The 26,983-nt window shown below is 62.9% G+C and carries 18 protein-coding genes, 1 tRNA gene and 1 pseudogene; 18 read left to right on the forward strand and 2 right to left on the reverse strand.

Translation table 11 applies throughout. The features are described from left to right. The first annotated feature begins 120 nt into the window (after positions 1-120). Together GWG65_RS07055 and GWG65_RS07060 are read left to right on the forward strand one after the other, a co-directional pair. Positions 121-819: a histidine phosphatase family protein gene (locus GWG65_RS07055; RefSeq protein ID WP_275194674.1), complete on the forward strand. Its 699-nt coding sequence runs from the start codon at positions 121-123 to the stop codon at positions 817-819. Positions 820-891: 72 nt separating this feature from the next. Further along, entirely contained in the window at positions 892-1,659 is a 768-nt protein-coding gene (locus GWG65_RS07060; RefSeq protein ID WP_275194675.1) for an SDR family oxidoreductase, read from the forward strand. A gap of 179 nt (positions 1,660-1,838) precedes the next feature. Here the strand turns inward: GWG65_RS07060 and GWG65_RS07065 are convergent, their stop codons facing one another. Then, positions 1,839-3,062, reverse strand: a complete 1,224-nt coding sequence (locus GWG65_RS07065) for a serine hydrolase domain-containing protein (RefSeq protein WP_275194676.1) — start codon at positions 3,060-3,062, stop codon at positions 1,839-1,841. A gap of 162 nt (positions 3,063-3,224) precedes the next feature. Between GWG65_RS07065 and GWG65_RS07070 the strand changes: the two genes are divergently transcribed. From GWG65_RS07070 to GWG65_RS07125, 12 genes are all read left to right on the forward strand, one after another. Then, positions 3,225-3,300, forward strand: a tRNA-Trp gene (locus GWG65_RS07070). Positions 3,301-3,628: 328 nt separating this feature from the next. Beyond that, a complete protein-coding gene (secE, locus tag GWG65_RS07075; protein WP_007611620.1) occupies positions 3,629-3,820 on the forward strand; it encodes a preprotein translocase subunit SecE in 192 nt (63 codons plus the stop codon). Beyond that, a complete protein-coding gene (nusG, locus tag GWG65_RS07080) occupies positions 3,820-4,377 on the forward strand; it encodes a transcription termination/antitermination protein NusG (protein ID WP_015685389.1) in 558 nt (185 codons plus the stop codon). The genes secE and nusG overlap by 1 nt, the downstream gene beginning before the upstream one ends. A gap of 133 nt (positions 4,378-4,510) precedes the next feature. Next, positions 4,511-4,939, forward strand: coding sequence for a 50S ribosomal protein L11 (gene rplK, locus GWG65_RS07085; RefSeq protein WP_007602986.1), 429 nt, complete (start codon positions 4,511-4,513; stop codon positions 4,937-4,939). A 6-nt stretch (positions 4,940-4,945) separates the two neighbouring features. Further along, positions 4,946-5,638, forward strand: coding sequence for a 50S ribosomal protein L1 (gene rplA / locus GWG65_RS07090; protein WP_148737861.1), 693 nt, complete (start codon positions 4,946-4,948; stop codon positions 5,636-5,638). Positions 5,639-5,760: 122 nt separating this feature from the next. After that, positions 5,761-6,714 carry a 2-hydroxyacid dehydrogenase gene (locus GWG65_RS07095; RefSeq protein ID WP_275194677.1) on the forward strand — a complete coding sequence of 318 codons (954 nt, stop codon included), beginning with the start codon at positions 5,761-5,763 and terminating at the stop codon, positions 6,712-6,714. Between the two features lie 576 nt (positions 6,715-7,290). Beyond that, a complete protein-coding gene (gene rplJ, locus GWG65_RS07100) occupies positions 7,291-7,809 on the forward strand; it encodes a 50S ribosomal protein L10 (protein WP_275194678.1) in 519 nt (172 codons plus the stop codon). Positions 7,810-7,863: 54 nt separating this feature from the next. After that, complete coding sequence (rplL, locus tag GWG65_RS07105) at positions 7,864-8,235, forward strand: 50S ribosomal protein L7/L12 (protein ID WP_213772832.1); 372 nt, start codon at positions 7,864-7,866, stop codon at positions 8,233-8,235. Positions 8,236-8,739: 504 nt separating this feature from the next. Continuing rightward, positions 8,740-12,855, forward strand: a complete 4,116-nt coding sequence (gene rpoB / locus GWG65_RS07110; RefSeq protein ID WP_148737857.1) for a DNA-directed RNA polymerase subunit beta — start codon at positions 8,740-8,742, stop codon at positions 12,853-12,855. Between the two features lie 128 nt (positions 12,856-12,983). Continuing rightward, positions 12,984-17,180 carry a DNA-directed RNA polymerase subunit beta' gene (gene rpoC, locus GWG65_RS07115; protein WP_275194679.1) on the forward strand — a complete coding sequence of 1,399 codons (4,197 nt, stop codon included), beginning with the start codon at positions 12,984-12,986 and terminating at the stop codon, positions 17,178-17,180. Positions 17,181-17,372: 192 nt separating this feature from the next. Next, positions 17,373-19,433: an FAD-dependent oxidoreductase gene (locus GWG65_RS07120; protein WP_275194680.1), complete on the forward strand. Its 2,061-nt coding sequence runs from the start codon at positions 17,373-17,375 to the stop codon at positions 19,431-19,433. Positions 19,434-19,566: 133 nt separating this feature from the next. Then, entirely contained in the window at positions 19,567-21,588 is a 2,022-nt protein-coding gene (locus GWG65_RS07125) for an ABC transporter ATP-binding protein (RefSeq protein WP_275194681.1), read from the forward strand. A gap of 156 nt (positions 21,589-21,744) precedes the next feature. On the opposite strand, the pseudogene GWG65_RS07130 reads toward GWG65_RS07125, so the two are convergent. Then, positions 21,745-22,067 (reverse strand): annotated as a pseudogene (locus GWG65_RS07130) (FAD-dependent monooxygenase); the annotation flags it as partial. A gap of 641 nt (positions 22,068-22,708) precedes the next feature. Here GWG65_RS07130 and rpsL point away from each other — a divergent pair. From rpsL to tuf, 4 genes are read left to right on the forward strand one after another with little or no spacing between them, the layout of a single operon-like run. Then, positions 22,709-23,080 carry a 30S ribosomal protein S12 gene (rpsL, locus tag GWG65_RS07135; RefSeq protein WP_007603006.1) on the forward strand — a complete coding sequence of 124 codons (372 nt, stop codon included), beginning with the start codon at positions 22,709-22,711 and terminating at the stop codon, positions 23,078-23,080. Between the two features lie 15 nt (positions 23,081-23,095). Beyond that, positions 23,096-23,566, forward strand: coding sequence for a 30S ribosomal protein S7 (gene rpsG, locus GWG65_RS07140; RefSeq protein WP_148737852.1), 471 nt, complete (start codon positions 23,096-23,098; stop codon positions 23,564-23,566). Between the two features lie 32 nt (positions 23,567-23,598). Further along, on the forward strand, positions 23,599-25,671 hold the full coding sequence (gene fusA / locus GWG65_RS07145; protein WP_275194682.1) for an elongation factor G: 2,073 nt from the start codon (positions 23,599-23,601) through the stop codon (positions 25,669-25,671). A 40-nt stretch (positions 25,672-25,711) separates the two neighbouring features. Beyond that, positions 25,712-26,902: an elongation factor Tu gene (gene tuf, locus GWG65_RS07150; RefSeq protein ID WP_129268061.1), complete on the forward strand. Its 1,191-nt coding sequence runs from the start codon at positions 25,712-25,714 to the stop codon at positions 26,900-26,902. The last annotated feature ends 81 nt before the right edge of the window (positions 26,903-26,983 follow it).

The raw sequence follows: 26,983 nt of genomic DNA on the forward strand, positions 1-26,983 counted from the left end.
TGCTGCTCGCGCAACGCTTGCCGCGCGACGGAATTTCAAACAAGATTTCAAACGGTAAAGTGTCTTGAGGCACGTTCGCTACTGACGTACAGCGACATCACACGGGATGGAAGGGTTTCGATGGCAGGCGCAGACAAGGCGAATGTGGTCACGACACGATGGTGGTGGGTCCGTCACGCGCCGGTGCGCAACGACGGCGGCAACATCTACGGCCAGTCCGACATCGCCTGCGACATCAGCGACACCTATGTGTTCAATGCTGTTGCCAAGGTGTTGCCACGCAAGGCGGTCTGGTATTCGAGCAATCTGATGCGCACGCACCAGACCGCAGAAGCGATCTGGGCGGCCGGCTTCCCCCGGCCTGCGTCAATGAAGTGGGAAGCGGATCTCGCCGAACAGAATCTCGGTCGCTGGCAGGGCATGAACCGCGCCACCTTCATCGCGAGCCGCCCCGTCGGCACGAGCTGGTTCGCCGACATCAACGAGCCCGCGCCCGGCGGCGAAAGTTTCATGGATCTCTACAATCGCACGCGCCGCACCATCGAGCGCATCAACAATGAGGCGGCAGGGCAGGACGTGATCGCGGTCGCCCATGGCGGCACGATCAAGGCCGCACTCGGCCTCGCGCTCGACGGCCAGCCGGAGCGGGGACTATCGTTCGACATCGACAATTGCTCGGTGACGCGGCTCGATTATTTTGCAAGTCCCGAGCGCACGGTCTGGCGATTGCCGATGGTCAACCAGCAGCCGTGGATCGCGGACGATGCGCACGCGGCGATGCATCAGCCGGCGGGACCGGAAGTCAAGAAGCTCGCGTGATGCGGTGATTGTATCGTCGCGCAATCGCGGCGTAAGCTTGCGAAAACGAAATCGTCACACTGGGAGAGAAACATGACGTTGTTCGACATGAAGGGAAAAGTCGCCGTCATCACCGGCTCGACGCGCGGCATCGGGCTTGCGATTGCCGAGCGCATGGCCGAGCACGGCGCCAAGGTGGTGATCTCCTCGCGCAAGGCCGATGTCTGCGACGGGGTCGCGAAGGGCATCAACGACAGGTTCGGCAAGGGCACGGCGGTGGCGATCGCCGCGAACATCTCGTCCAAGGAAAATCTGCAAAACCTCGTCGACGAGAGCAACCGCGCCTTCGGCCGGATCGACGTGCTGGTCTGCAATGCCGCGTCGAACCCGTATTACGGTCCGCTCGCCGGCATCTCCGACGATCAGTTCCGAAAAATTCTCGACAACAACATCGTCGCCAACAACTGGCTGATCTCGATGGTGGTGCCGCAGATGATCGAGCGCAAGGACGGCTCGATCATTATCGTGTCCTCGATCGGAGGCTTGAAAGGCTCGACCATACTCGGCGCCTACGCGATCTCGAAGGCCGCCGACATGCAGCTCGCGCGCAATCTCGCCTGCGAATACGGCAAGGACAACATCCGCGTGAACTGCATCGCGCCGGGCCTGATCAAGACCGATTTCGCCAAGGCGTTGTGGGACAATCCGGAGAATCTGAAAGCCTCGACCGCACGCTCGCCGCTCTTGCGCATCGGCATCCCCGACGAGATCGCCGGCGCGGCCGTGTTCCTGGGCTCGAAGGCCGGCGACTTCATGACCGGCCAAACCATGGTGATCGACGGCGGCGCGACGATTAGTTGAGGCGTCAGCGCGGGACGCGATGTTGCCTTATACTCGGTGTCATCGTCCGCGAAGGCGGACGATCCAGTACTCCGCGGCAGGCGTGATTGAATCGAGACGCCGCGGCATACTGGATGCCCCGCCTTCGCGGGGCATGACAGTAAGGGTGGGGACGCAGCGCCGCGCCTAAGCGAAGGACCTCAATCCACCGCCGCGTAAACCAAATCCCGCACCAGCGTGCGCGTATAGTCGCGCTGTCCCGGGCCTTGGCTCATGAACACCGCGAACAGATCCTCTTTCGGATCGATCCAGAAGAACGTTCCCGCAATACCGCTCCAGAAATATTGGCCGACGCTGCCGGGGAACGGGGCAATGCCGGGCTCTCGGCGCACGGCGAAACCGAGGCCAAAGCCGTGTCCCGGGGAGAGCAGGGTGCCGTTGGTCACAACGCCAGGCCCGAGGTGATCGGAGGCCATCAATTCCAGCGTCTTGCGGCCGATGATCCTGTTGCCGTCGAGCGTGCCGCCGTTGCGCAGCATCAGGCAGAAGCGGGCATAATCCATCGTGGTCGAGACCAGGCCGCCGCCGCCGGACTCCATCGCCGGCTGTTCCAGCATGTTGAAGAGGGCGATCTTGTCGCCGGTCCAGGGATCTGCCGCGAACGGTTCGGCGAGCCGGCCGGCATTGGTCTCAGCGGTCGAAAAGCCGGTCTCGGCCATCTGGAGCGGGGCGAGGACGCGCTCAGTCAGGAAGTTGCCGAGGGATTTGCCGCTGACGATTTCTATGATGCGGCCGAGGATGTCGGTGGAGCGGCTGTAGTTGAACTCCTCGCCCGGGTGGCAGACGAGCGGGAAGCTTGCGACCAGTGCGGCATGCTCAGCGTTGCTGATCTTGCGGCTGCGCACCCGCGAGTCCTGGTAGAGCTTGTGCACGGGGCCGTCGCCCTGGTGCTCATAGGTCAGGCCTGAGGTGTGGCGGAGCAGGTCCTGCACCGTCATTTGCCGTTTGGCCGGAACCAGTTCCAACTCGTCGCCACTGACGATGCCGACCTTCTGATTGGCGAACTCCGGGATGAATTTGGCGACCGCGTCGCTCAGGAGCAGGTGGCCGTCCTCGATCAGCGTTATGATACCGATCGACACGATCGGCTTGGTCATGGAGAAGATCCGGAAGATCGAATCATGCGCCATCGGCGCGGAGCCGGTTGGGCTCTGCCGCCCAAGCGCCTCGAACCAGCCGACCTGGCCGCGCCGCGCCACCAGCACGGTAATTCCGGGAACGGTTCCCTTGTCGATCTCGCGTTTGAACGCATCCGACATCGCCTGGAGGCGGGGTCGGGACAGGCCCAGCGTTTCCGGCTTGGCCTCGGGCAGGGACGGGGTTTTCGGCGTGATCGCGGCTTGAGGGACGGCTGTAGCGGTCATGGTCACTCCCGGCTGTTCATTATTGTCGGGATGAACTGTGGCCCAGAAGCCGCGGCACAAACAAGCGAAGCCAGCGCGCTTCACCCTTGCAATCCGGCCTTGCAATCCGGCCGCCCCCTGTGCTTGAAAGCGCGCCTGACCCTGAGGCGACGCAGGGTCCGTAGGAGTGTAGCTCAATTGGTAGAGCACCGGTCTCCAAAACCGGGGGTCGCAGGTTCGAGCCCTGCCACTCCTGCCAGCTAATTCCCGACGCCTGAGATCAGAACGCCCGGAAGCTCGCGCCGCGGTTCATCGGGGCCGGGTAAGCTATTGATCCCGATCAGGTCCGTCGGCCGTGGCGCGCAAGCCGGCCAGCCGGCCTCCACCTTGACCTTTGGCCCCATCCGCAGTATCTACGCCGCACTCGCAGCCGGCCCGTTAGACGCGGATCTCCGGCGCGGCTTTGAAATCCCCGAACAATCGAGCCCGGTTTCCGGCTCATCCTTCACGAGAGGGCTGGGCCAACGGCGGCTGTTCGGATCCCTGAAATTCATTCGCGTCTGTCGACGGACGTTGGACATCAAACGATGGCAGTCAGCCCGTTCAAGTTCTTGCAGGAGGTCCGCTCGGAGACCGCGAAGGTCACCTGGCCGACCCGCCGCGAGACGACGATCACCACCATCATGGTGTTCGTCATGGTCGCCGTGGCGTCGATCTTCTTCTTCGCCGCCGACCAGATCATCCGTTACCTCATCACCTTCCTTTTGGGCATTCACTGATGGCAACAGCCGCCGCAACCCAATCGTCCGACAAGCGCTGGTATATCGTCCACGCCTATTCGAACTTCGAGAAGAAGGTCGCCGAATCGATCCGCGAGCAGGCCAAGCAACGCGGGCTCGAGGAACTGTTCGAGCTGGTGCTGGTGCCGACCGAAAAGGTCACGGAAGTGCGCCGCGGCCGCAAGATCGACGCCGAGCGCAAGTTCTTCCCGGGCTATGTGCTGGTGAAGATGAAGCTGACCGACGAGGCGTTTCATCTGATCAAGAACACGCCGAAGGTGACGGGCTTCCTCGGCGCCGAGAACAAGCCGATGCCGATCTCGGAATCCGAGGCCATGCGCATCCTGCACCAGGTGCAGGAGGGCGTGGAACGGCCGAAGGCGTCGGTGTCGTTCGAGATCGGCGAGAACGTGCGCGTGGCCGACGGCCCGTTCGCTTCGTTCTCGGGTGTGGTCGAGGAAATCGACGAGGCGCGCTCGCGCGTGAAGGTCGCGGTGTCGATCTTCGGCCGCGCCACGCCGGTCGAATTGGAATTCGGTCAGGTCGAGAAGGTCTGATCGGGTACGCGGGAAGCGAAGGGCTTCGCGCGAAACTAGGCCGTGGGAGGGAGAGGGCGGTCGCCAACCGCACCCGACCCAGACCACGAACCTGAAACCGCCGGCGCATCCGCCGGCACAACAGGAGTGATACATGGCAAAGAAAGTGACCGGATACCTGAAGCTTCAGGTCCCGGCCGGTGCGGCGAATCCCTCGCCCCCGATCGGTCCCGCGCTTGGTCAGCGCGGTCTCAACATCATGGAGTTCTGCAAGGCGTTCAACGCCCAGACCCAGAAGGAAGAGAAGAATACCCCGATTCCGGTGGTGATCACGATCTACGCCGATCGTTCGTTCACCTTCGAGATGAAGACGCCCCCGATGTCGTTCTTCCTCAAGCAGGCTGCCAAGATCCAGTCCGGCTCGAAGGCGCCGGGCCGTGACAAGGCCGGCGCGGTGACCAAAGCGCAGGTGCGCGAGATCGCCGAGAAGAAGATGAAGGATCTCAATTGCGACTCGATCGAGTCGGCCATGAAGATGGTCGAGGGCTCTGCCCGTTCGATGGGCCTGGAAGTGGCGGGGTAAACGGTCATGGCAATCGGAAAGCGTTTGAACAAAGCCCGCGAAGGTGTTGACCGCGAAAAGCTTTATCCGCTCGCGGACGCCATCAAGATGGTCAAGGAACGCGCGAAAGCGAAGTTCGACGAGACCATCGAGGTCGCGATCAATCTCGGCGTCGATCCCCGCCACGCCGACCAGATGGTCCGCGGCGTCGTCACCCTGCCGAACGGCACTGGCCGTACGCTCCGCGTCGGCGTGTTCGCCCGCGGCGCCAAGGCGGACGAAGCCAAGGCTGCCGGTGCCGACGTCGTCGGTGCTGAAGACCTGGTCGAGAAGGTGCAGAACGGCACGATCGAGTTTGATCGCTGCATCGCCACCCCCGACATGATGCCGCTGGTCGGCCGTCTCGGTAAGGTGCTCGGCCCGCGCGGCCTGATGCCGAACCCGAAGATCGGCACCGTGACCATGGACGTCACCGGTGCGGTGAAGGGTGCCAAGGGCGGCTCGGTCGAGTTCCGCGTCGAGAAGGCCGGCATCTTGCAGGCCGGCGTCGGCAAGGCCTCGTTCTCCGAGGACAAGCTGGTCGAAAACATCAAGGCGCTCGCGGACGCGGTCTCGAAGGCGAAGCCGGCCGGCTCCAAGGGCACCTACATCCAGCGCGTTGCGGTGTCCTCGACGATGGGCCCCGGCGTGAAGGTCGAGCCGGGCACCATTCTCGGTTAAGGCTTGCCTGGGCTAAGGCTTGCCTCGGCTGAGGTTTAAAAATTGCATGAGGCGAGGGGCGGAATTGGGCAACCGATTCTGCCCCTCGTCGTTTGTGGCGGCGTTCATCGGAAACAAGAACAATGGCTGACAAGGTCCTGATCTACTCGCGCTTTCCGAAGACGATGTTGGCGCGTTTCGCCGAGCGTTTTGAGCTGCTCGACACCGGTGGCAAGCCGGCGCGGGAATTGTTCTCGTCCGACGAACTCGGCGGCATTCGCGCGATGCTGACCGCGGGCGGCACGCCGCTCGATGCGGAGGCGATGGACTTGTTTCCGAAGCTCGGTGCAATCGTCTGCTACGGTACGGGCTATGACGGCATCGACCTGAAGGCGGCGGCCGCGCGCAACATCGCGGTCGGCCACAGCCCCGGGGCCAATGCTGCCTCGGTCGCCGACATCGCCATGACCCTGATGCTGGCGACGACGCGGCGAATCCTGGCCGCCGACCACTATGTCCGCAGCGGCGATTGGGCATCCTCAAAACAGTCGCCGATGATGCGGCCGCAGGCAGGCATGCCCGGCCGCCGCATCGGCGTCTACGGCATAGGCGAGATCGGCCGCAAGATCGCTGCGCGCTGCGCGGCGTTCGAGAGCGAAGTCGGCTATTTCAGCCGCAGCCAGCACAATGTGCCCTATCAATATTTCGCGACGCTGGAGGCGCTCGCCGACTGGTGCAGCGTGCTGATGATCGCGGTCCGCGCCGGCCCCGAGACCCAGCATGCCGTCAACGCCGGTATCCTCAAGCGCCTGGGCGCGGATGGCTATGTCGTCAACATCTCTCGCGGCTCGGTGATCGACGAGAGGGCCCTCGTTGCGGCGCTGATCGACAAGAGCATCGCCGGCGCCGGCCTCGACGTCTACGAGACGGAACCGCACGCTCCTGATGCGCTGACGGCGCTGCCCAACGTCGTGCTGGCCCCACATATCGGCGGCCACACCCTCGAATCGCACGTCGCCATGCAGAACTGCGTGCTGGCGAACCTGAGCGCGTTCTTCCAGGCCAAGCCGCTGCCGCACGCGGTCAAAACGGCCTGAATCGGTCCTTTTCGGCCGCGTCAGGTCCGGCCGGCAATCGATTGGAACTGGTGTGAATTTTGCTCTTGGCAAGCAGGCAGAGAGCGGTTAAAGAACCGCTTCCGGGCGTGCTGGCCATGGCTAGCGCGTCCGTGCACGCATTCCGAAAACCCGACACGACAGGAGATCATTCCTTTTCAGGACGTCCGCAAGGATTTGCCGGGAAAGGGAGGAAAACCATCGGGTGGTGGGATGCGGGCAGAGGTCGGGCGGTTCGCCGGCTGACCTTGTCCTGTCCAAGACTGCAGGCGCCGGCGGGAAGTTTCGATTTCCCAATGGCTTAATCGCATGGCCTGCATAGACGGGTGAAGACCGGATTTCACATCGCATTCCGCTTTCGGGCAGGTGCGAAATGGGTTTGGTTCGGACCTCGACACCCCGTGGGCCCAAAAGGCTTCGGGAGGGCAGGCTTTAATCGTTGTCTCGCCCCGGCGTGTCCAAAGGGTTTTGGCCCAGAGGTTCAGGTTTGGGTGGGACGATGGGTGCAACCCGGCGGTCCCGCTTGTCGCGACGACTGCCAACCGGAAAGAGCTTGCTGTGGAACGAGCGGCAAAAAAAGAGGCGGTCGAACAGCTCAATGGGGTCTTCAAGGCCACGAGCGTCGCGGTCGTTGCTCAATATTCCGGCCTCACCGTTGCCCAGATGCAGAAGCTGCGGACGCAGATGAAGCTGGCGGGCGCCTCGGTGAAGGTCTCGAAGAACCGTCTCGCCAAAATTGCTCTTGAAGGCACTGACGTCGTTGCCATCGGCCCCATGCTGAAGGGGCCGACCGTGATCGCGACTTCGAACGATCCGGTAGCGGCGCCAAAGGTCGCCATCGAATTCGCCAAGGCGAACGAGAAGTTCGTCATCGTCGGCGGCTCGATGGGGAAGACCGTCCTGAATGTCGACGGCGTGAAGGCTCTTGCCTCGCTGCCGTCGCTTGACGAACTGCGTGCCAAGATCGTCGGCCTCATCGTGGCCCCGGCGACCAAGCTGGCCCAGCTCGCCAATGCGCCCGCGGGCAAGCTCGCGCGCGTCATCCAGGCTCATGCCTCAAAGGGCGAAGCGGCCTGACGCCCTTCGCAAAACTCAAACCCGAACCAGACTTACACGTAAGGAAACTGAACAATGGCTGACCTGCAGAAGATCGTTGACGACCTTTCGAGCCTCACCGTGCTCGAAGCTGCCGAACTCGCGAAGCTCCTCGAAGAGAAGTGGGGCGTGTCCGCCGCTGCCGCCGTCGCGGTGGCCGGCCCGGCCGCTGCTGCCGCCGCTCCGGCCGAAGAGAAGACCGAGTTCTCGGTCGTTCTCGCCGCCGCCGGCGACAAGAAGATCGAAGTCATCAAGGAAGTCCGCGCCATCACCGGCCTGGGCCTGAAGGAAGCAAAGGACCTCGTCGAGGGTGCGCCGAAGCCTGTCAAGGAAGGCGTGAACAAGGACGAGGCCGACAAGATCAAGGCCCAGCTCGAGAAGGCTGGCGCGAAGGTCGAACTCAAGTAAGCGAAGCTTGCTTGCGCGAGATCCCGGGGCGAGCGTCAACAAGGCTTGGGATCCCGACTCGCAGTTTGGGCGGCCGGCATCCGGCCCCGAAGAGGCGGGTCGAATGCAAAAGGCGTGCGACGGAACGTCCCGACGCAGGCCGAACACGAAAAAGTGTGGGGATTTGAGGGTTTACCCCTCGAATCTCCACTATTGTCGCCCCATATCGGGTCGACAGCACGAAAGCGCGGTGGCGGGGATAGCGCAATTCCCTGTAAGCCGTTGGGAGAGCAGGCTATTTCGGGCTTTTTCAGTCCGTGAAGAGGATCGTTGTGACGGGCGGGCGCGCCACTGCGCCCCGCGCGTCGTTTTGCGTTTTGAAGGTCTGAAGAACAGATTCAGGACATGACGGTCTGAAACTGGACTTTCGATCCCCAAAACGGGTTCGAAAAATTCAACCCGGGGAGCGGCGGCAGCTGCGTCCTGGACGGCGCGCCCAGGCGGGCGACGAAATGAGAGGCCACGATGGCGCAGCAGACATTCACCGGTCGCAAACGCGTTCGCAAGTTCTTCGGACACATCAAGGAAGTCGCCGAGATGCCGAACCTCATCGAGGTTCAGAAGGCGTCGTATGACCAGTTTCTGATGGTCGACGAACCCCAGGGCGGGCGGTCCGATGAAGGCTTGCAGGCGGTGTTCCGTTCGGTGTTCCCGATCTCGGACTTCTCCGGCACCTCGATGCTGGAATTCGTCCGCTACGAGTTCGAGCCGCCGAAATACGACGTTGATGAGTGCCGTCAGCGCGGCATGACCTTCGCTGCGCCCCTCAAGGTGACGCTGCGCCTCATCGTGTTCGATATCGACGAGGAAACCGGCGCCAAGTCGGTGAAGGACATCAAGGAGCAGGACGTCTACATGGGCGACATCCCGCTCATGACGATGAACGGCACCTTCATCGTCAACGGCACCGAGCGCGTCATCGTCTCGCAGATGCACCGTTCGCCCGGCGTGTTCTTCGACCACGACAAGGGCAAGACCCACTCCTCGGGCAAGCTGCTGTTCGCCGCCCGCGTGATCCCGTATCGCGGCTCCTGGCTCGACATCGAGTTCGACGCCAAGGACATCGTCTATGCGCGTATTGATCGCCGCCGCAAGCTGCCGGTAACGTCGCTGATGTTCGCGCTTGGCCTGGACGGCGAGGCGATCCTCAGCACGTTCTACAAGAAGATCCTTTACAAGCGGACCAAGGAAGGCTGGCGCGTTCCGTTCGACGCCAACCGGTTCCGCGGCTATTCGACCATCAACGACCTGATCGACGCGGACACCGGCAAGGTCGTGCTCGAGGCCGGCAAGAAGCTCACCGTTCGCGGTGCGCGTCAGATGCAGGAAAAGGGACTGAAGGCGCTGCGCCTGTCGGATGAGGAGCTCGTCGGCAACTACCTCGCCGAGGACCTCGTCAACCCGAAGACCGGCGAGATCCACGCGGAAGCCGGTGAAGAGATCACCGACAAGTCCATGAAGGCGCTCAACGAGCACGGCTACAAGGAGCTGCCGCTGCTCGACATCGACCACGTCAATGTCGGCGCCTACATCCGCAACACGCTGTCGGCCGACAAGAACATGACGCGCGAGGACGCGCTGTTCGACATCTACCGCGTGATGCGTCCGGGCGAGCCGCCGACGCTGGATTCGGCGCAGGCGATGTTCCAGTCGCTGTTCTTCGACGCCGAGCGCTACGACCTCTCCGCGGTCGGCCGCGTCAAGATGAACATGCGTCTCGACCTCGATGCGCCCGACACCCAGCGTACGCTGCGCAAGGAAGACATCCTCTCCGTCATCAAGACGCTGGTGGACCTGCGCGACGGCAAGGGCGAGATCGACGACATCGACCATCTCGGCAACCGCCGCGTGCGCTCGGTCGGCGAGCTCATGGAGAACCAGTACCGCATCGGCCTCCTGCGCATGGAGCGCGCGATCAAGGAGCGCATGTCCTCGGTCGACATCGACACGGTCATGCCGCAGGACCTGATCAACGCCAAGCCGGCGGCTGCCGCCGTGCGTGAGTTCTTCGGCTCCTCGCAGCTGTCGCAGTTCATGGACCAGACCAACCCGCTGTCGGAGATCACCCACAAGCGCCGTCTCTCGGCGCTTGGACCGGGCGGTCTGACCCGCGAGCGTGCCGGCTTCGAGGTGCGCGACGTGCATCCGACGCATTACGGCCGCATCTGCCCGATCGAGACGCCGGAAGGTCCGAACATCGGCCTGATCAACTCGCTCGCCACGTTCGCGCGCGTGAACAAGTACGGCTTCGTCGAGACACCGTATCGCAAGGTCAAGGACGGCCGCGTCACCGACGAGGTCGTGTACCTGTCGGCGATGGAAGAGGGCCGCTACACGGTCGCGCAGGCCAACGTGCCGCTCGATCCGAAGGGCCGCTTCACCGAGGACCTCGTGGTCTGCCGTCACGCGGGCGAAGTCTTGCCGGTGACGCCGGACAAGGTCGACTACATGGACGTGTCGCCCAAGCAGCTGGTTTCGGTCGCAGCCGCGCTGATCCCGTTCCTCGAGAACGACGACGCCAACCGCGCGCTGATGGGCTCGAACATGCAGCGCCAGGCGGTGCCGCTGGTTCGCGCCGAGGCTCCGTTCGTCGGCACCGGCATGGAAGGCGTGGTCGCCCGTGACTCGGGTGCCGCGATCGCGGCGCGCCGTTCGGGCGTGATCGACCAGATCGACGCCACCCGCGTCGTCATCCGCGCCACCGAAGATCTCGATCCGACCAAGTCGGGCGTCGATATCTACCGGCTGATGAAGTACCAGCGCTCCAACCAGTCGACCTGCATCAACCAGCGTCCGCTGGTGAAGGTCGGCGACATCGTCAAGAAGGGCGACATCATCGCCGACGGTCCGTCGACCGATCTCGGCGAACTCGCGCTCGGCCGTAACGTGCTGGTCGCGTTCATGCCGTGGAACGGCTACAACTTCGAAGACTCGATCCTGCTCTCCGAGCGGATCGTGAAGGAAGACGTCTTCACCTCGATCCACATCGAGGAGTTCGAGGTGATGGCCCGTGACACCAAGCTCGGGCCTGAGGAAATCACCCGCGACATTCCGAACGTCTCGGAAGAAGCGCTGAAGAACCTCGACGAAGCCGGCATCGTGTACATCGGCGCGGAAGTGCGTGCCGGCGACATCTTGGTCGGCAAGATCACGCCGAAGGGCGAAAGCCCGATGACGCCGGAAGAGAAGCTTCTGCGCGCCATCTTCGGCGAGAAGGCCTCCGACGTCCGCGACACCTCGCTGCGCGTGCCTCCGGGCGTGCAGGGAACCATCGTCGAAGTGCGCGTGTTCAACCGTCACGGCGTCGACAAGGACGAGCGTGCGCTGGCGATCGAACGGGAAGAGATCGAGCGACTGGCCAAGGACCGCGACGACGAGCAGGCGATCCTCGACCGCAACGTCTACAACCGTCTCGCCGAGCTGCTCGAGGGACGGCAGGGCATCGCGGGTCCGAAGGGCTTCAAGAAGGACACCAAGATCACCCGTGCGGTGCTTGAGGAATATCCGAAGTCGCAGTGGTGGCTGTTCGCTTCGCCCAACGACAAGCTGATGGCCGAGATCGAGGCCATGCGGAAGCAGTACGACGAGTCGAAGAAGGGGCTCGAGCAGCGCTTCCTCGACAAGGTCGAGAAGCTTCAGCGCGGCGACGAGCTGCCGCCCGGCGTGATGAAGATGGTCAAGGTCTTCGTCGCGGTGAAGCGCAAGATCCAGCCCGGCGACAAGATGGCCGGCCGCCACGGCAACAAGGGCGTGGTGTCGAAGATCGTGCCGATCGAGGACATGCCGTTCCTGGAAGACGGTACGCATGCCGACATCGTGCTCAATCCGCTGGGCGTGCCTTCGCGCATGAACGTCGGACAGATCCTCGAGACGCATCTCGGCTGGGCCTGCGCCGGCCTCGGCAAGCGTATCGGCCAGACGGTCGATGCGTATCTGTCGAAGCAGGACATCAAGCCGCTGAAGGAGACCTTGAAGAAGGTCTATGGCGACGACGAGACGATCAAGTCGCTCAACGACGGCGAACTGATCGAACTCGGCCGCAACCTGAGCCACGGCGTGCCGATCGCGACGCCGGTGTTCGACGGCGCGAAGGAAGCCGACATCGAGGAGATGCTGAAGCTCGCCGGTCTCGACGCTTCGGGTCAGTCGACCGTCTATGACGGCCGCACCGGCGATGCGTTCGATCGCAAGGTGACGGTGGGCTACATCTACATGCTCAAGCTGCACCATCTGGTCGACGACAAGATCCACGCGCGTTCGATCGGTCCGTACTCGCTCGTCACCCAGCAGCCGCTGGGCGGCAAGGCGCAGTTCGGCGGCCAGCGCTTCGGCGAAATGGAGGTGTGGGCGCTCGAGGCTTACGGCGCGGCGTACACGCTGCAGGAGATGCTGACGGTGAAGTCGGACGACGTCGCCGGCCGTACCAAGGTGTACGAGGCGATCGTGCGCGGCGACGACACGTTCGAGGCCGGTATTCCGGAATCGTTCAACGTGCTGGTCAAGGAAATGCGCTCGCTCGGCCTCAACGTCGACCTGCACAATTCCAAGGTCGGGCCGGGGACGGCGGAAGCAGCCGAGTAACGCGATCCATCATGCCCGGCCGGCTCGGCCGGGCAGCGGTGCTCCACCCTGGGACTTGAGGGCGGGGCGCCCCGCAGTGTGATTTTCGAATTTGCTGCCGAAGGCGACCGGCACGCGAGGAGAAGACGATGAACCAAGAAATTATGAATCTCTTTAATCCGACGACACCGGCTCAGGTCTTCGACCAGATCCGGATCTCGATCGCGAGCCCCGAGAAGATTCTGTCCTGGTCGTACGGCGAGATCAAGAAGCCTGAGACCATCAACTACCGCACCTTCAAGCCCGAGCGCGACGGCCTGTTCTGCGCGCGCATCTTCGGGCCGATCAAGGATTACGAGTGCTTGTGCGGCAAGTACAAGCGCATGAAGTACAAGGGCATCATCTGCGAGAAGTGCTCGGTCGAGGTCACGCTGTCGCGCGTCCGGCGCGAGCGCATGGGCCATATCGAGCTCGCAGCCCCTGTCGCGCACATCTGGTTCCTGAAGTCGCTGCCCTCGCGCATCGGCCTCCTGCTCGACATGACGCTGAAGGATCTCGAGCGGATCCTGTACTTCGAATACTACGTCGTGCTGGAGCCGGGCCTTACCGCGCTGAAGGACCGTCAGCTGCTGTCGGAAGATGAGTATCTGAAGGCGCAGGACGAGTACGGCCAGGATTCCTTCACCGCCATGATCGGCGCGGAAGCGATCCGCGAGCTGCTCAAGGGCATGGACCTCGAGAAGCTCGAACTGTCCTTGCGCGCCGAGATGCAGGAGACCGACTCCGACATCAAGCACAAGAAGCTCGCCAAGCGCCTGAAGATCGTCGAGGCGTTCCGCCACTCCGGCAACAAGCCGGAATGGATGATCCTGACCGTGGTTCCGGTGATTCCGCCGGATCTGCGTCCGCTGGTGCCGCTCGACGGCGGCCGCTTTGCGACCTCGGACCTCAACGACCTCTACCGCCGCGTCATCAACCGCAACAACCGCTTGAAGCGGCTGATGGAGCTGCGTGCGCCCGACATCATCATCCGCAACGAGAAGCGCATGCTTCAGGAGGCGGTCGATGCGCTGTTCGACAACGGCCGCCGCGGCCGCGTCATCACGGGTGCCAACAAGCGTCCGCTGAAGTCGCTCGCCGACATGCTCAAGGGCAAGCAGGGCCGGTTCCGTCAGAACCTGCTCGGCAAGCGCGTCGACTATTCGGGCCGTTCGGTGATCGTGGTCGGTCCCGAGCTGCGCCTGCATCAGTGCGGCCTGCCGAAGAAGATGGCGCTCGAGCTGTTCAAGCCGTTCATCTATTCGCGGCTTGACGCCAAGGGTCTGTCCACGACCGTGAAGCAGGCCAAGAAGCTGGTCGAGAAGGAGCGGCCCGAGGTCTGGGACATCCTGGACGAGGTGATCCGCGAGCATCCGGTGCTGCTCAACCGCGCACCGACGCTGCATCGTCTCGGCATCCAGGCGTTCGAGCCCGTCCTGATCGAGGGCAAGGCGATCCAGCTCCACCCGCTGGTCTGCGCCGCGTTCAACGCCGACTTCGACGGCGACCAGATGGCCGTGCACGTTCCGCTGTCGCTCGAGGCGCAGCTGGAAGCGCGCGTCCTGATGATGTCGACCAACAACATCCTGCATCCGGCGAACGGCCAGCCGATCATCGTGCCGTCGCAGGACATCGTGCTCGGTCTGTACTACGTCTCGGTCATGCGGGAAGGTCTGCCCGGCGAGGGCAAGAGGTTCGGCGACATGGCCGAGCTCGAGCATGCCCTGCACGCCAAGGTCATCCACCTGCACACCAAGATCAAGTACCGGTGGCAGGGCATGGATGAGACCGGCAAGGTCTCGACGCGCTGGATCGAGACCACCGCGGGTCGCGTCATGCTCGGCAACCTCCTGCCGAAGAACCCGAGGATTTCGTACGAGATCATCAACAAGCTGATGACCAAGCGCGAGATCTCGGGCGTCATCGACCAGGTCTACCGCCACTGCGGCCAGAAGGAGACGGTGATCTTCTGCGACCGCATCATGGCGCTCGGCTTCTACAACGCGTTCAAGGCCGGCATTTCGTTCGGCAAGGACGACATGGTCGTGCCGCACTCCAAGTGGAAGATCGTCGACACCACCCGTACGCTGGCGAAGGATTTCGAGCAGCAGTACAACGACGGTCTGATCACCCATGGCGAGAAGTACAACAAGGTCGTCGACGCCTGGTCGAAGGCGACCGAGGAAATCGCCAAGGCGATGATGAAGGAGATCTCCTCCACCAAGAAGACGGCGAGTGGAGCCGATGCCGACATCAACTCGATCTACATGATGGCGCACTCCGGTGCGCGCGGTTCGCCGGCCCAGATGCGCCAGCTCGCCGGCATGCGCGGCCTGATGGCCAAGCCGTCGGGTGAGATCATCGAGACGCCGATCATCTCGAACTTCAAGGAAGGCCTCTCGGTGCTCGAGTATTTCAACTCGACCCACGGCGCCCGCAAGGGCCTCGCGGACACCGCGTTGAAGACCGCGAACTCCGGCTATTTGACCCGTCGTCTGGTCGACGTCGCGCAGGACTGCATCATCACGCAGGACGATTGCGGCACCAAGCTCGGCATCAAGATGCGCGCCATCGTCGATGCCGGCACCGTGGTCGCTTCGCTCGGCTCGCGCATCCTCGGACGCACGGCCTGCGAAGACGTGCGTGACAGCTCGGGCAAGGTCATCATCAAGCGCGGCACGCTGATGGAAGAGAGCCATCTGGATGCGATCCACCAGGGTGGCGTCCAGGAGGTGAAGATCCGCTCGGCGCTGACCTGCGAGCTCGTCAACGGCATCTGCGGCAAGTGCTACGGCCGCGACCTCGCCCGCGGCACGCCGGTCAACCACGGCGAAGCGGTCGGCGTGATCGCGGCGCAGTCGATCGGCGAGCCGGGTACCCAGCTCACCATGCGCACCTTCCACATCGGCGGTGCGGCGCAGCTCAACGAGCAATCGTTCGTCGAATCCAACTTCGACGGCAAGATCGTGATCAGGAACAAGGCCATCGCGCGCAACAGCGAAGGCCACCTGGTTGCGATGGTGCGCAACATGGTGGTGGCGATCGTCGATGCCGACGGCACCGAACGTGCGACGCACCGTATCCAGTACGGTTCGCGCCTGCATGTCGACGAAGGCGACACGGTCAAGCGCGGCCAACGCATCACCGAGTGGGATCCCTACACCCGTCCGCTTCTCACCGAGGTCGAAGGCACCATCGGCTTCGAGGATCTGGTCGAGGGGCAGTCGATCTCGGAAACGCTGGACGAAGCCACGGGTATCGCCAAGCGCGTGGTCATCGACTGGCGCTCGCAGCGCGGCGGCGCGGACCTGCGTCCGGCCATCGTGGTCAAGGGCAAGGACGGCAAGGTGCTCAAGCTCGCCCGTGGTGGCGATGCCCGCTACATGCTGTCGGTCGATGCCATTCTCTCGGTCGACGTCGGTGCCAAGGTCCAGGCGGGCGACATCCTCGCCCGCGTCTCGACCGAAAGCGCCAAGACGCGCGACATCACCGGCGGTCTGCCGCGGGTGGCGGAACTGTTCGAGGCACGGCGTCCGAAGGATGCGGCGATCATCGCCGAAATCGCGGGCACCATCCGGTTCGGGCGCGACTACAAGAACAAGCGCCGCATCTCGATCGAGCCGATGGACAAGACCGACGAGCCACGCGAGTACCTGATCCCGAAGGGCAAGCACATCCACCTTCAGGACGGTGACATCGTCGAAAAGGGCGACTTCATCGTGGAAGGCAACCCGGCACCGCACGACATTCTGGCGGTCAAGGGCATCGAGGAGCTCGCGGCCTATCTGGTCAACGAGATCCAGGAGGTCTACCGGCTCCAGGGCGTGCTCATCAACGACAAGCACATCGAGGTGATTGTCCGTCAGATGCTCCAGAAGGTGGAAGTCACCGACCAGGGCGACACGGACATGATCTCGGGCGAGCAGGTCGACAAGATCGAGTTCGACCAGCTCAACGAGAAGGCCAAGGAAGAGGGCAAGAAGATCGCCACGGGAACGCCGGTTCTGCTCGGTATCACCAAGGCGAGCCTCCAGACCCGCTCCTTCTTCTCGGCGGCCTCGTTCCAAGAGACCACCCGCGTCCTTACGGAAGCGGCGGTCAACGGCAAGGTCGATCCGCTCGAGGGCCTCAAGGAGAACGTCATCGTCGGCCGGCTGATCCCGGCAGGCACCGGCGCATCCATGGCCAAGATCCGCGAAGTCGCCGTGAAGCGCGACAAGATGATTCTCGACGAGCGCGAGAAGCAGGCGGCCGTCGTGCCGCCGGCGCCGGAAGTTGAGCCGATGGCGTTGCCGCCCGCGGAATAATGGTTCATCCGTAGGAATACCGAGGACAATGAAAAGGCCGGCGAAAGCCGGCCTTTTTGCTGCTTTGTTTGCTTGTTGCGATGCAGGATCAACCTTTGTTCATCTTTCCTTCAGGCTGGAAAGGGCTTCTGCTAAGGGAGCTTAGACCGGTGGTCCCGTGGCAGGGGCAGGGCCGGAGACCACGGAACTTACATGCTTGATCTTGCAATCGTAGGCGGCGGCCCCGGCGGGCTGATGAGCGCCTGGTATCTGAAGCGCAAGCTCGGCGACCTCTGCCGCGTCACCATTTATGAGGCGTCCGACCGGCTCGGCGGCAAGATCGTGACGCGCAAATTCGATTCCGCGCCCGCGATGTATGAGGCCGGCGTTGCCGAGATCTACGACTACTCGATGACCGGACCCGACCCGCTGCGCGAGCTGATCCAGCATTTCGGTTTGCAGACGATTCCGATGGACGCAGAACAGGTGCAGTTCGGCGGCGAGCTGCTCGATGACGTGGCCGGCATGCGCCGCAAATACGGTGCCAAGACCGCGGCTGCGATCGAGGCGTTCCGCAAGCGCTGCGCCGAGCAGATGTCGCCGATCGAATATTACGAAGGCGTCGGCGCGCACGACAACGAGAACCCCTGGGCCTACAAGACCGCCGAGCAGGTGCTCGACGAGGAGGTCGAGGACGAGACCGCAAAACGCTTCTTCAAGGTGATGGCACGCTCCGATATCGCCACCGAGAGCCACAACACCAACGGACTCAACGCCCTCAAGAATTACCTGATGGATGTCGACGGCTATATCAGCCTCTATTCCATCCAGAACGGCAATGAGCAGATCATCGAGTGCCTCCAGTCCGAGGTCAACGCCGACATCCAGCTCGATCACCGCGTGCTCACCGTGGGCAAGGCGCCGAGCGGCCGCTATCAGCTCAGAATGATGAACGGCAAGGGGCCGGAGACGCGCGACTTCGACCTCGTGCTGGTCTGCCTGCCGCATTCATGGCTTGCGACCGTCGGCTGGGAGGGCGAGCAGCTCCGCAAGTCGATGGTCAAGCACGTGTCCTATTTCGATCGTCCGGCGCACTATCTACGCGTCTCGATCCTGTTCGACACGCCATTCTGGGGTGACAGGATTTCCGGCGCCTGGTTCATGTCGGAAGCCTTCGGCGGCTGCTGCGTCTATAACGAGGGCGCGCGCCACGATGTCGGCAAGCACGGCGTCCTGAACTGGCTCATTCCCGGCTCCGATGCGCTGGCCTTCGCCAACCTGTCGGACCAGGAGCTGATCGACGCCGCGCTGAAATCGCTGCCGGTTTCGCTCGGTGATGCGCGCGCGCATTTCATGGAAGGCAAGATCCACCGCTGGCTGTCGTCGGTGAACGCGATTCCGGGCGGTCTGCCCGTGCGCGACGTGATGACCAATCATCGGCCCGACCCGAAGGAGCACCCCGGCATCGTGCTGGTCGGCGACTATCTGTTCGACTCCACGCTGAACGGCCTGCTCGACTCCTCGGATGCGGCGACCGACATCATCCTGAGCGAGATGATGCGGCTGCGCCGCGAGCGTTCGCAGGGCGACAAGCCGCTCTCCGACAAGATCGACCGCGACTATTTCGAAAGCTATCGCGGCCTCGGCCCCTATAGCGAGGCATGGCGCGAATTCACCGATCCCGACTACCTGACGAAGCTCATTGGCATCGTCTGGGGCAAGGCCACGGGCGCCAAGCTGCTGGTCGCGGGCTCGGCCAGCGGCGAGCTGGTTGGCGCGCTGCGGGAGCGCGGCATCGACGCCTGGGGCGTCGAGAACAACCGGGCCATCCACGCCAAGACGCCGAAGGCGCTGAAGAAGTACAACAAGCTCGGTTCGATCCTCGACATGCCGTTCAAGGACGGCGCGTTCGATTTCGTGTTCGAGACCAGCCTCTGCCATGTTTCCCCGAAACAGGTGGTTCGCGCAATCCGGGAGTTGAACCGCGTGGTCAAGACCGGACTCGTGTTCGGCTCGATCACCTCCGACATGGCGCCTGCGCTGATCGACCGCTACGACCTGTTGCGCGGGGTCAAGAAGCTCGGCACCTGGTGGGAATGGTCGGAACTTTTCTTCGGCAACGGCTTCGATCTGTCGATGCACCGCAAGGACTGCACCGATGCGCTCTGGGAGGCGACGCTCGCCGCCAACAAGGGCCCGGGCCAGTGGTATGCCGACGCAGACAGCCTGCGTTATTCCTTCTTCGACAAGGTCGATGACGAGGACGACGACTAGCCGCAGGATCGGATGGATTCGCCAATTGCTTTGCCGAATTGATCCTGATCGCATAGAATCGGTGCGATAGCGGCTCTGCGCTATTTCCCTGCTTTCTCTGCGGTCATGCCGGCCGTCAGCATCGGTTGGTTTCATGGCGTCCAAGCCTCTTTCGCCCGACAAACAGAAGCTCGCTGCGGAAGAGGCGGCTGAGCTCAAGGACAAGCTCGTGGCCGATGACAAGCCCGAGCTGGAAGACGACGAGGACGACGAAGGCGAGGACGACGAACTGGAGCTCGACGACGACGATGAGGACGAAGACCTCGTCGTCTTTACCGCGCGCGAAGCCGCCGGCGCGCTTGCGACCATCCTGGGTTTCGTCAAACCTTATCTGACGAACTACAAGCGAATGCTGGCATTCGTGGGGTTCGGCGTCGTCATCGAGACGCTGTTCAACGTCATCATGCCGCTCAGCCTGAAATACCTGATCGACGACGCACTGGGTGAGGAAGACTTCCAGGCCCTGTACAAGATCCTCGGCGTGCTCGCGGCCGCAGGCATCTTCACATCGATCGTGGCGGTCTGGTACGAGCGCTGGGACGCGCGGTTAGCTGCCTGCATCATTTCCGACGTGCGCAAGCGCCTGTTCGAGCACGTTCAGGACCTGCCGGCGGCCTATTTCGGCCGCACCAAGCGCGGCGAGATCCTGTCGCGTTTCTCGGTCGACCTCTCGGCCTTCGAAGGCTCGGTCAAGACGTTTGCCAACAGTGCGGCGCTGCCGTTCCTGGAGTTGATCGCCGGCATCATCCTGATGTTCTTTTTGAACTGGCAGCTTGCGGTGGTCGCACTGCTGGTGTTTCCGATCACCCTAATCGGCCCGCGGATGCTCACGCCGAAAGCGGTGCAGGCGAACTACGAGCAGAAGCTCAACGAGTCCGCGCTGCTCGGCATGGTGCAGGAGAACGTGGCGGCGCAGGCCGTGATCAAGGCGTTCAGCCTGCAACGCAGGATGTTCGGCTTCTTCAACTTCCGCAACGACGAGACGCGCAGGAAGATCGCCTCGGCCGCGTTCCTCTCGACCATGGTGGAGCGGACGGTCACCATCTCGGTGCTGCTTCTGCACCTCGTCGTGCTGGCGATCGGCGCCTATCTCGCAACCAAGGGCCAGATCACCATTGGCACCTTCGTCACCTTCGAGAGCGCGTTCTGGGAAGTCTCCTACAACATCGCCCATGTGATGCATTTCGTGCCGGTATCGATCTCCTCGGCCGCCGCGATCCGCCACATCCAGGAGCTGCTCGACGAGCCGACTCGCGGCGCCGATCGTGCCGGCGCGCCAGATCTGCCGCGCGTCACCCACGACATCACCTTCGACCGCGTGACGTTCCAGTACGAAGGCAGCCAGACGCCGGTGCTGGATAATCTCAGCCTCAAGCTCGATGTCGGCAAGCGGATCGCCATCGTCGGTCCGAGCGGCTCCGGCAAGAGCACGCTGCTCAATCTGATCCTGCGGCTCTACGTGCCGGACGAGGGGCGCGTCACCATCGACGGCGTCGATGTCCGCAAGGTGACGCTGGACTCGCTGCGCCGGAGCATGGCGGTCGTGTTCCAGGAGAACATGCTGTTCAACATGTCGATCCGCGAGAACATCCGTCTCGGCAAGGAGGGTGCCACCGACGAAGAGGTGGAGGAGGCTGCCAGGAAGGCCGAGATCCACCGTTACATCATGAGTCTGCCGCAGCGATACGACACGCCGGTCGGCGAGCGCGGCGATACCCTGTCCGGCGGCCAGCGCCAGCGCATCGCAATCGCGCGCGCGATCATCCGCAATCCCTCCGTACTGCTGCTGGACGAGGCGACCTCGGCGCTGGACCAGACCACGGAGGCCGCGATCAACCGGACTTTGTTGAAGGTCGCCAAGGGCCGCACCATGATCTGGTCGACCCACCGCCTGACCTCGGTGGTCGAGATGGACGAGATCATCGTGATCTCAGGGGGCAGGGCGATCGAGCGCGGTTCGCATGCCGAGCTGCTGGCCAAGGCCGGCACCTATCGCAAGCTGTGGGACGACCAGACCCACCAGCCGCATGGTGCCGCAGCTCATGCCGACGATGACGCCGAAGATGACGATGACGACAATATCGAGAATGATGAGGACGACGACGAGGAGGAATGACCGAGGAAGTTCGGTTCGATATGCAACGTTCCTCCAAGCGGCCGCAGCGGCCCCTGAGCCGATCAGGCAATCAAGCGCGCCCAGCTGAGCGGAGGTCGAACGCCTTCGCCCCCGCCGTTGGCGAGCCGGACCTTCTACCGTCACGAACTCCGTCTCGGGGATTTCGTCACGGACGGCGTTGACGAGCGAATCATAGAGCATGTTGAACTGCCGGCTTGGCGCCTTGTCGAGCAGGCGGCCGAATCGCGCAATCCAGTTCTCGCCGGCAATGTCGCGCGGCGTAGCACCGATTCTCCGATCCCGGTGTTCAGGAATCGCTCGATCTGGACCTGGCCGCTGAGTTTTTCGACGCGAAAATCGGCCGGATAGGTCTCGTGCGGGTCAATTAACACGGTCGAAATGCCGGCATGACCGAGCATCGCGGCGGCAGTCAAGCCGGAGAAGCCCCCGCCGATGATGGCAACGTCAGTGTACCGCATGGCGCTAAACTCTGCCCAAGAAGGCAGTTTGACGCATCAACATGAAAAAAAGCCTTAGCGTTGGTTATAAAAGTATATTTCTCCCGGGTATAAATCGCTCGCGCGGTGGCGAAGCAGGCGCTTCGTTCCCACACCCGGAAGACACGGAGAGGCGACCAAACGGTGGTTTTCTCCGAGCGCGAGAAGCGCTTCGTGCCCGTCGTTTCGCCTTGACTTGATCGACACCCACTTATAGAAAGCGCCTCACTTAACGACAGGCGGTGAGCATCGCCAGCGTCGGAACGGGCCACCCGTTTGATCCTCTAGGGGGCGCAGGACGGGCACCAACCTCGACGAATGCCGCTCAAACGCTGTCGCTCATAGCTAGGCAATGCCAGGCGATTTTAGTTCTCTTGAGCACTTTCTCTTGAGATCGAACTCGGATGCATGACCTCGGTGCGCGGACTGCGGCGTTTTCGCCGATCGGTCCAAAGACTGCGGTCCTCTGTGGCGTCGAAACGCTTTCCGCTCATTGATGGAGCGGTTGGCGCAATTTCGCTTTGTGCGGATTGTTCCGTGCAGGGCGGCCCCTCGGGCGGGTAGTCCGGAACGAATTTGCGGACCCGGCGACGGGCCGCGGCAGAAAAAGGGTGAAGGCCAGGATGCCGACGATCAACCAGCTGATCGCACAACCGCGGGAAGTGCAGAAGTCGCGCAAGAAGGTGCCGGCGCTGCAGCAGTCGCCGCAGAAGCGCGGCGTTTGCACGCGCGTCTACACCACGACGCCGAAGAAGCCGAACTCGGCGCTTCGTAAGGTCGCCAAGGTGCGCCTGACCAACGGCTTCGAGGTGATCGGCTACATCCCCGGCGAGGGCCATAACCTCCAGGAGCACTCGGTGGTCATGATCCGCGGCGGTCGCGTCAAGGATTTGCCGGGCGTGCGCTACCACATCCTCCGCGGCGTTCTGGATACCCAGGGCGTCAAGAACCGTAAGCAGCGCCGTTCGAAGTACGGCGCCAAGCGTCCGAAGTAAGCGGGAACCACCTCCATGTCTCGTCGCCACTCAGCGGAAAAGCGCGAAGTCCTTCCCGATCCGAAGTTCGGGAACATCATCATCACGAAGTTCATGAACTCGGTGATGTATGCCGGCAAGAAGTCGGTTGCCGAAGGCATCGTGTACGGTGCGCTCGGCCTCATCGAATCCAAGACTAAGCAGAACCCGCTCGGCGTGTTCGAGCAGGCACTCGAGAACGTCATGCCGACGATCGAAGTGCGCTCCCGCCGCGTCGGTGGCGCGACCTACCAGGTTCCGGTCGAGGTTCGCTCGGTGCGCCGGCAGGCGCTGGGCATTCGCTGGCTGATCTCGGCTGCGCGCGAGCGCAACGAGAAGACGATGACCGAGCGGCTCTCTGCGGAGCTCCTGGACGCGTCGAACAACCGGGGTAACGCCGTCAAGAAGCGTGAAGACGTGCACCGCATGGCGGAAGCCAACCGGGCCTTCTCGCATTATCGCTGGTAACAGCGAAGCCAACGGACTCGCAAGGAACGCCCATGCCCCGCCAACATGCCATCGAGGACTACCGCAACTTCGGTATCATGGCGCATATCGACGCCGGCAAGACCACGACGACCGAGCGCATCCTCTATTACACCGGCAAGAGCCACAAGATCGGCGAAGTGCACGAAGGTGCCGCGACGATGGACTGGATGGAGCAGGAGCAGGAGCGTGGCATCACGATCACCTCTGCTGCCACCACCGCGTTCTGGGCCGGCAAGCGCCTGAACATCATCGACACTCCCGGCCACGTCGACTTCACCATCGAAGTCGAGCGTTCGCTGCGCGTGCTCGACGGCGCCGTCTGCGTGCTCGATAGCAACCAGGGCGTCGAGCCGCAGACCGAGACGGTCTGGCGCCAGGGCGACAAGTACAAAGTTCCGCGCATCGTCTTCGCCAACAAGATGGACAAGACCGGCGCCGATTTCTTCAAGTGCCTGGCCGACATCGTCGATCGCCTCGGCGCCAAGCCGATCGCGATCCAGCTTCCGATCGGCGCCGAGAACAACTTCAAAGGTCTCGTCGACCTCGTGAAGATGAAGGGCATCGTCTGGAACGATGAATCGCTCGGTGCGAAGTTCGACTATGTCGACATCCCGGAAGATCTCGTCGATCAGGCCAAGGAATACCGCGAGAAGATGGTGGAAGCCGCCGTCGAGCTCGACGACGATGCGCTCGCCGCTTTCCTCGACGGCAACGAGCCGGACGAAGCGACGCTGAAGCGGCTGATCCGCAAGGCGGTGCTGACCGGCGCGTTCTATCCCGTGCTGTGCGGCTCGGCCTTCAAGAACAAGGGCGTGCAGCCGCTGCTCGACGCCGTCGTCGACTATCTGCCGTCGCCGATCGACGTGCCTGCGATCAAGGGCACCGATGACCGCGGCAACGAGGTCGTGCGCAAGGCCGACGACAAGGAGCCGCTCGCGCTGCTCGCGTTCAAGATCATGGACGATCCGTTCGTCGGCACCATCACCTTCTGCCGCATCTATTCGGGCGTCCTGCAGAGCGGCACCGGTGTCGTGAACTCGACGCGCGAGAAGAAGGAGCGCATCGGGCGCATGCTGCTGATGCATGCGAACAACCGCGAAGACATCAAGGAAGCCTATGCCGGCGACATCGTTGCGCTGGCCGGTCTGAAGGAAGCGCGCACCGGTGACACGCTGTGCGATCCTGACAAGCAGGTGATCCTCGAAAAGATGGAATTCCCCGAGCCGGTCATCGAGATCGCGATCGAGCCGAAGTCGAAGGCCGACCAGGAGAAGCTGGGCGTGGCGCTGGCGAAGCTCGCCGCGGAGGATCCGTCCTTCCGCGTGTCGACCGACCAGGAGTCCGGCCAGACCATCCTCAAGGGCATGGGCGAACTCCATCTCGACATCAAGGTCGACATCCTCCGGCGCACCTACAAGGTCGACGCCAACATCGGCGCGCCGCAGGTGGCGTTCCGCGAGCGCGTGACCAAGAAGTCCGAAGTCAAGTACACCCACAAGAAGCAGACCGGCGGTACCGGTCAGTTCGCCGAAGTGTCGATCATCGTGGAGCCGAACGAGCCCGGCAAGGGTTATGAGTTCGAGTCCAAGATCGTCGGCGGTGCGGTGCCGAAGGAATACATCCCCGGCGTCGAAAAGGGCATCAACAGCGTCTTGAGCTCTGGCGTCGTTGCCGGCTTCCCCGTGGTCGACGTCAAGGTGCAGCTCGTCGACGGCAAATATCACGACGTCGACTCGTCGGCGCTCGCCTTCGAAATCGCTTCGCGTGCTGCATTCCGCGAAGCCTTGCAGAAGGGCAAGTCCGTCCTGCTCGAGCCGATCATGAAGGTCGAAGTGGTGACCCCGGAAGATTACACCGGCTCGGTCATCGGCGACCTGAATTCCCGGCGCGGTCAGATCCAGGGTCAAGACATGCGCGGCAACGCCAACGTCATCAACGCGATGGTGCCGCTCATGAACATGTTCGGTTACGTGAATAACCTGCGCTCGATGAGCCAGGGTCGCGCAACCTTCACCATGCAATTCGACCACTACGCAGAAGCGCCGGCGAACGTGTCGGCAGAAGTCCAGAAGAAGTTTGCCTGATTGTCGTCGGTCTCGAACTGACGATTGAACGGAGAGTCAAATGGCCAAAGCAAAGTTTGAACGTAACAAACCGCACTGCAACATCGGCACCATCGGTCACGTCGACCATGGCAAGACGTCGCTGACCGCGGCGATCACCAAGATCCTCGCCGAGACCGGCGGTGCGACGTTCACGGCGTACGACCAGATCGACAAGGCGCCGGAAGAGAAGGCACGCGGTATCACCATCTCGACGGCGCACGTCGAGTACGAGACCAAGAACCGCCATTACGCCCACGTCGACTGCCCCGGCCACGCCGACTACGTCAAGAACATGATCACCGGCGCCGCCCAGATGGATGGTGCGATCCTGGTCGTGTCGGCCGCTGACGGCCCGATGCCGCAGACCCGCGAGCACATCCTGCTCGCCCGCCAGGTCGGCGTTCCCGCGCTCGTCGTGTTCCTCAACAAGTGCGACATGGTCGACGATCCGGAACTGCTCGAGCTCGTCGAGCTCGAAGTCCGCGAGCTGCTCTCGAAGTACGAATTCCCGGGCGACAAGATCCCGATCATCAAGGGCTCGGCGCTCGCCGCTCTCGAAGATTCCGACAAGAAGCTCGGCCACGACGCCATCCTCGAACTGATGAAGAACGTCGACGAGTACATCCCGCAGCCGGAGCGTCCGATCGACCAGCCGTTCCTGATGCCGGTCGAAGACGTGTTCTCGATCTCGGGCCGCGGCACCGTCGTGACCGGCCGTGTCGAGCGCGGCATCGTCAAGGTCGGCGAGGAAATCGAGATCGTCGGTCTGCGTGCGACCCAGAAGACCACGGTCACCGGCGTCGAAATGTTCCGCAAGCTGCTCGACCAGGGCCAGGCGGGCGACAACATCGGCGCACTGCTCCGCGGCACCAAGCGCGAGGACGTCGAGCGCGGCCAGGTGCTGGCGAAGCCGGGTTCGGTCAAGCCGCACACCAAGTTCAAGGCCGAGGCCTACATCCTCACCAAGGAAGAGGGCGGTCGCCACACCCCGTTCTTCACCAACTACCGTCCGCAGTTCTACTTCCGCACCACCGACGTGACCGGTGTCGTGCATCTGCCGGAAGGCACCGAGATGGTGATGCCCGGCGACAACATCGCGATGGAAGTGCACCTGATCGTGCCGATCGCGATGGAAGAGAAGCTCCGCTTCGCGATCCGCGAAGGCGGCCGTACCGTCGGCGCCGGCGTCGTCGCCTCGATCATCGAGTAATCAAGCGAATAGGGAATGGCGAGTGGCGAGTGGATGAAATCCATTCGCTATTCGCTACTCGCCACTCACTAAGAAAGACAC

This window comes from Bradyrhizobium sp. CSA207 (assembly GCF_029051685.1).
Lineage (GTDB): Bacteria > Pseudomonadota > Alphaproteobacteria > Rhizobiales > Xanthobacteraceae > Bradyrhizobium.

Excerpts from the sequence above, each read along its gene's own strand:
- GWG65_RS07055 (WP_275194674.1), top strand. The coding sequence starts at position 121 with ATGGCAGGCGCAGACAAGGCGAATGTGGTCACGACACGATGGTGGTGG.
- GWG65_RS07060 (WP_275194675.1), top strand. The coding sequence starts at position 892 with ATGACGTTGTTCGACATGAAGGGAAAAGTCGCCGTCATCACCGGCTCG.
- GWG65_RS07065 (WP_275194676.1), bottom strand. The coding sequence starts at position 3,062 with ATGACCGCTACAGCCGTCCCTCAAGCCGCGATCACGCCGAAAACCCCG.
- secE (WP_007611620.1), top strand. The coding sequence starts at position 3,629 with ATGGCAGTCAGCCCGTTCAAGTTCTTGCAGGAGGTCCGCTCGGAGACC.
- nusG (WP_015685389.1), top strand. The coding sequence starts at position 3,820 with ATGGCAACAGCCGCCGCAACCCAATCGTCCGACAAGCGCTGGTATATC.
- rplK (WP_007602986.1), top strand. The coding sequence starts at position 4,511 with ATGGCAAAGAAAGTGACCGGATACCTGAAGCTTCAGGTCCCGGCCGGT.
- rplA (WP_148737861.1), top strand. The coding sequence starts at position 4,946 with ATGGCAATCGGAAAGCGTTTGAACAAAGCCCGCGAAGGTGTTGACCGC.
- GWG65_RS07095 (WP_275194677.1), top strand. The coding sequence starts at position 5,761 with ATGGCTGACAAGGTCCTGATCTACTCGCGCTTTCCGAAGACGATGTTG.
- rplL (WP_213772832.1), top strand. The coding sequence starts at position 7,864 with ATGGCTGACCTGCAGAAGATCGTTGACGACCTTTCGAGCCTCACCGTG.
- rpoB (WP_148737857.1), top strand. The coding sequence starts at position 8,740 with ATGGCGCAGCAGACATTCACCGGTCGCAAACGCGTTCGCAAGTTCTTC.
- rpoC (WP_275194679.1), top strand. The coding sequence starts at position 12,984 with ATGAACCAAGAAATTATGAATCTCTTTAATCCGACGACACCGGCTCAG.
- GWG65_RS07120 (WP_275194680.1), top strand. The coding sequence starts at position 17,373 with ATGCTTGATCTTGCAATCGTAGGCGGCGGCCCCGGCGGGCTGATGAGC.
- GWG65_RS07125 (WP_275194681.1), top strand. The coding sequence starts at position 19,567 with ATGGCGTCCAAGCCTCTTTCGCCCGACAAACAGAAGCTCGCTGCGGAA.
- rpsL (WP_007603006.1), top strand. The coding sequence starts at position 22,709 with ATGCCGACGATCAACCAGCTGATCGCACAACCGCGGGAAGTGCAGAAG.
- rpsG (WP_148737852.1), top strand. The coding sequence starts at position 23,096 with ATGTCTCGTCGCCACTCAGCGGAAAAGCGCGAAGTCCTTCCCGATCCG.
- fusA (WP_275194682.1), top strand. The coding sequence starts at position 23,599 with ATGCCCCGCCAACATGCCATCGAGGACTACCGCAACTTCGGTATCATG.
- tuf (WP_129268061.1), top strand. The coding sequence starts at position 25,712 with ATGGCCAAAGCAAAGTTTGAACGTAACAAACCGCACTGCAACATCGGC.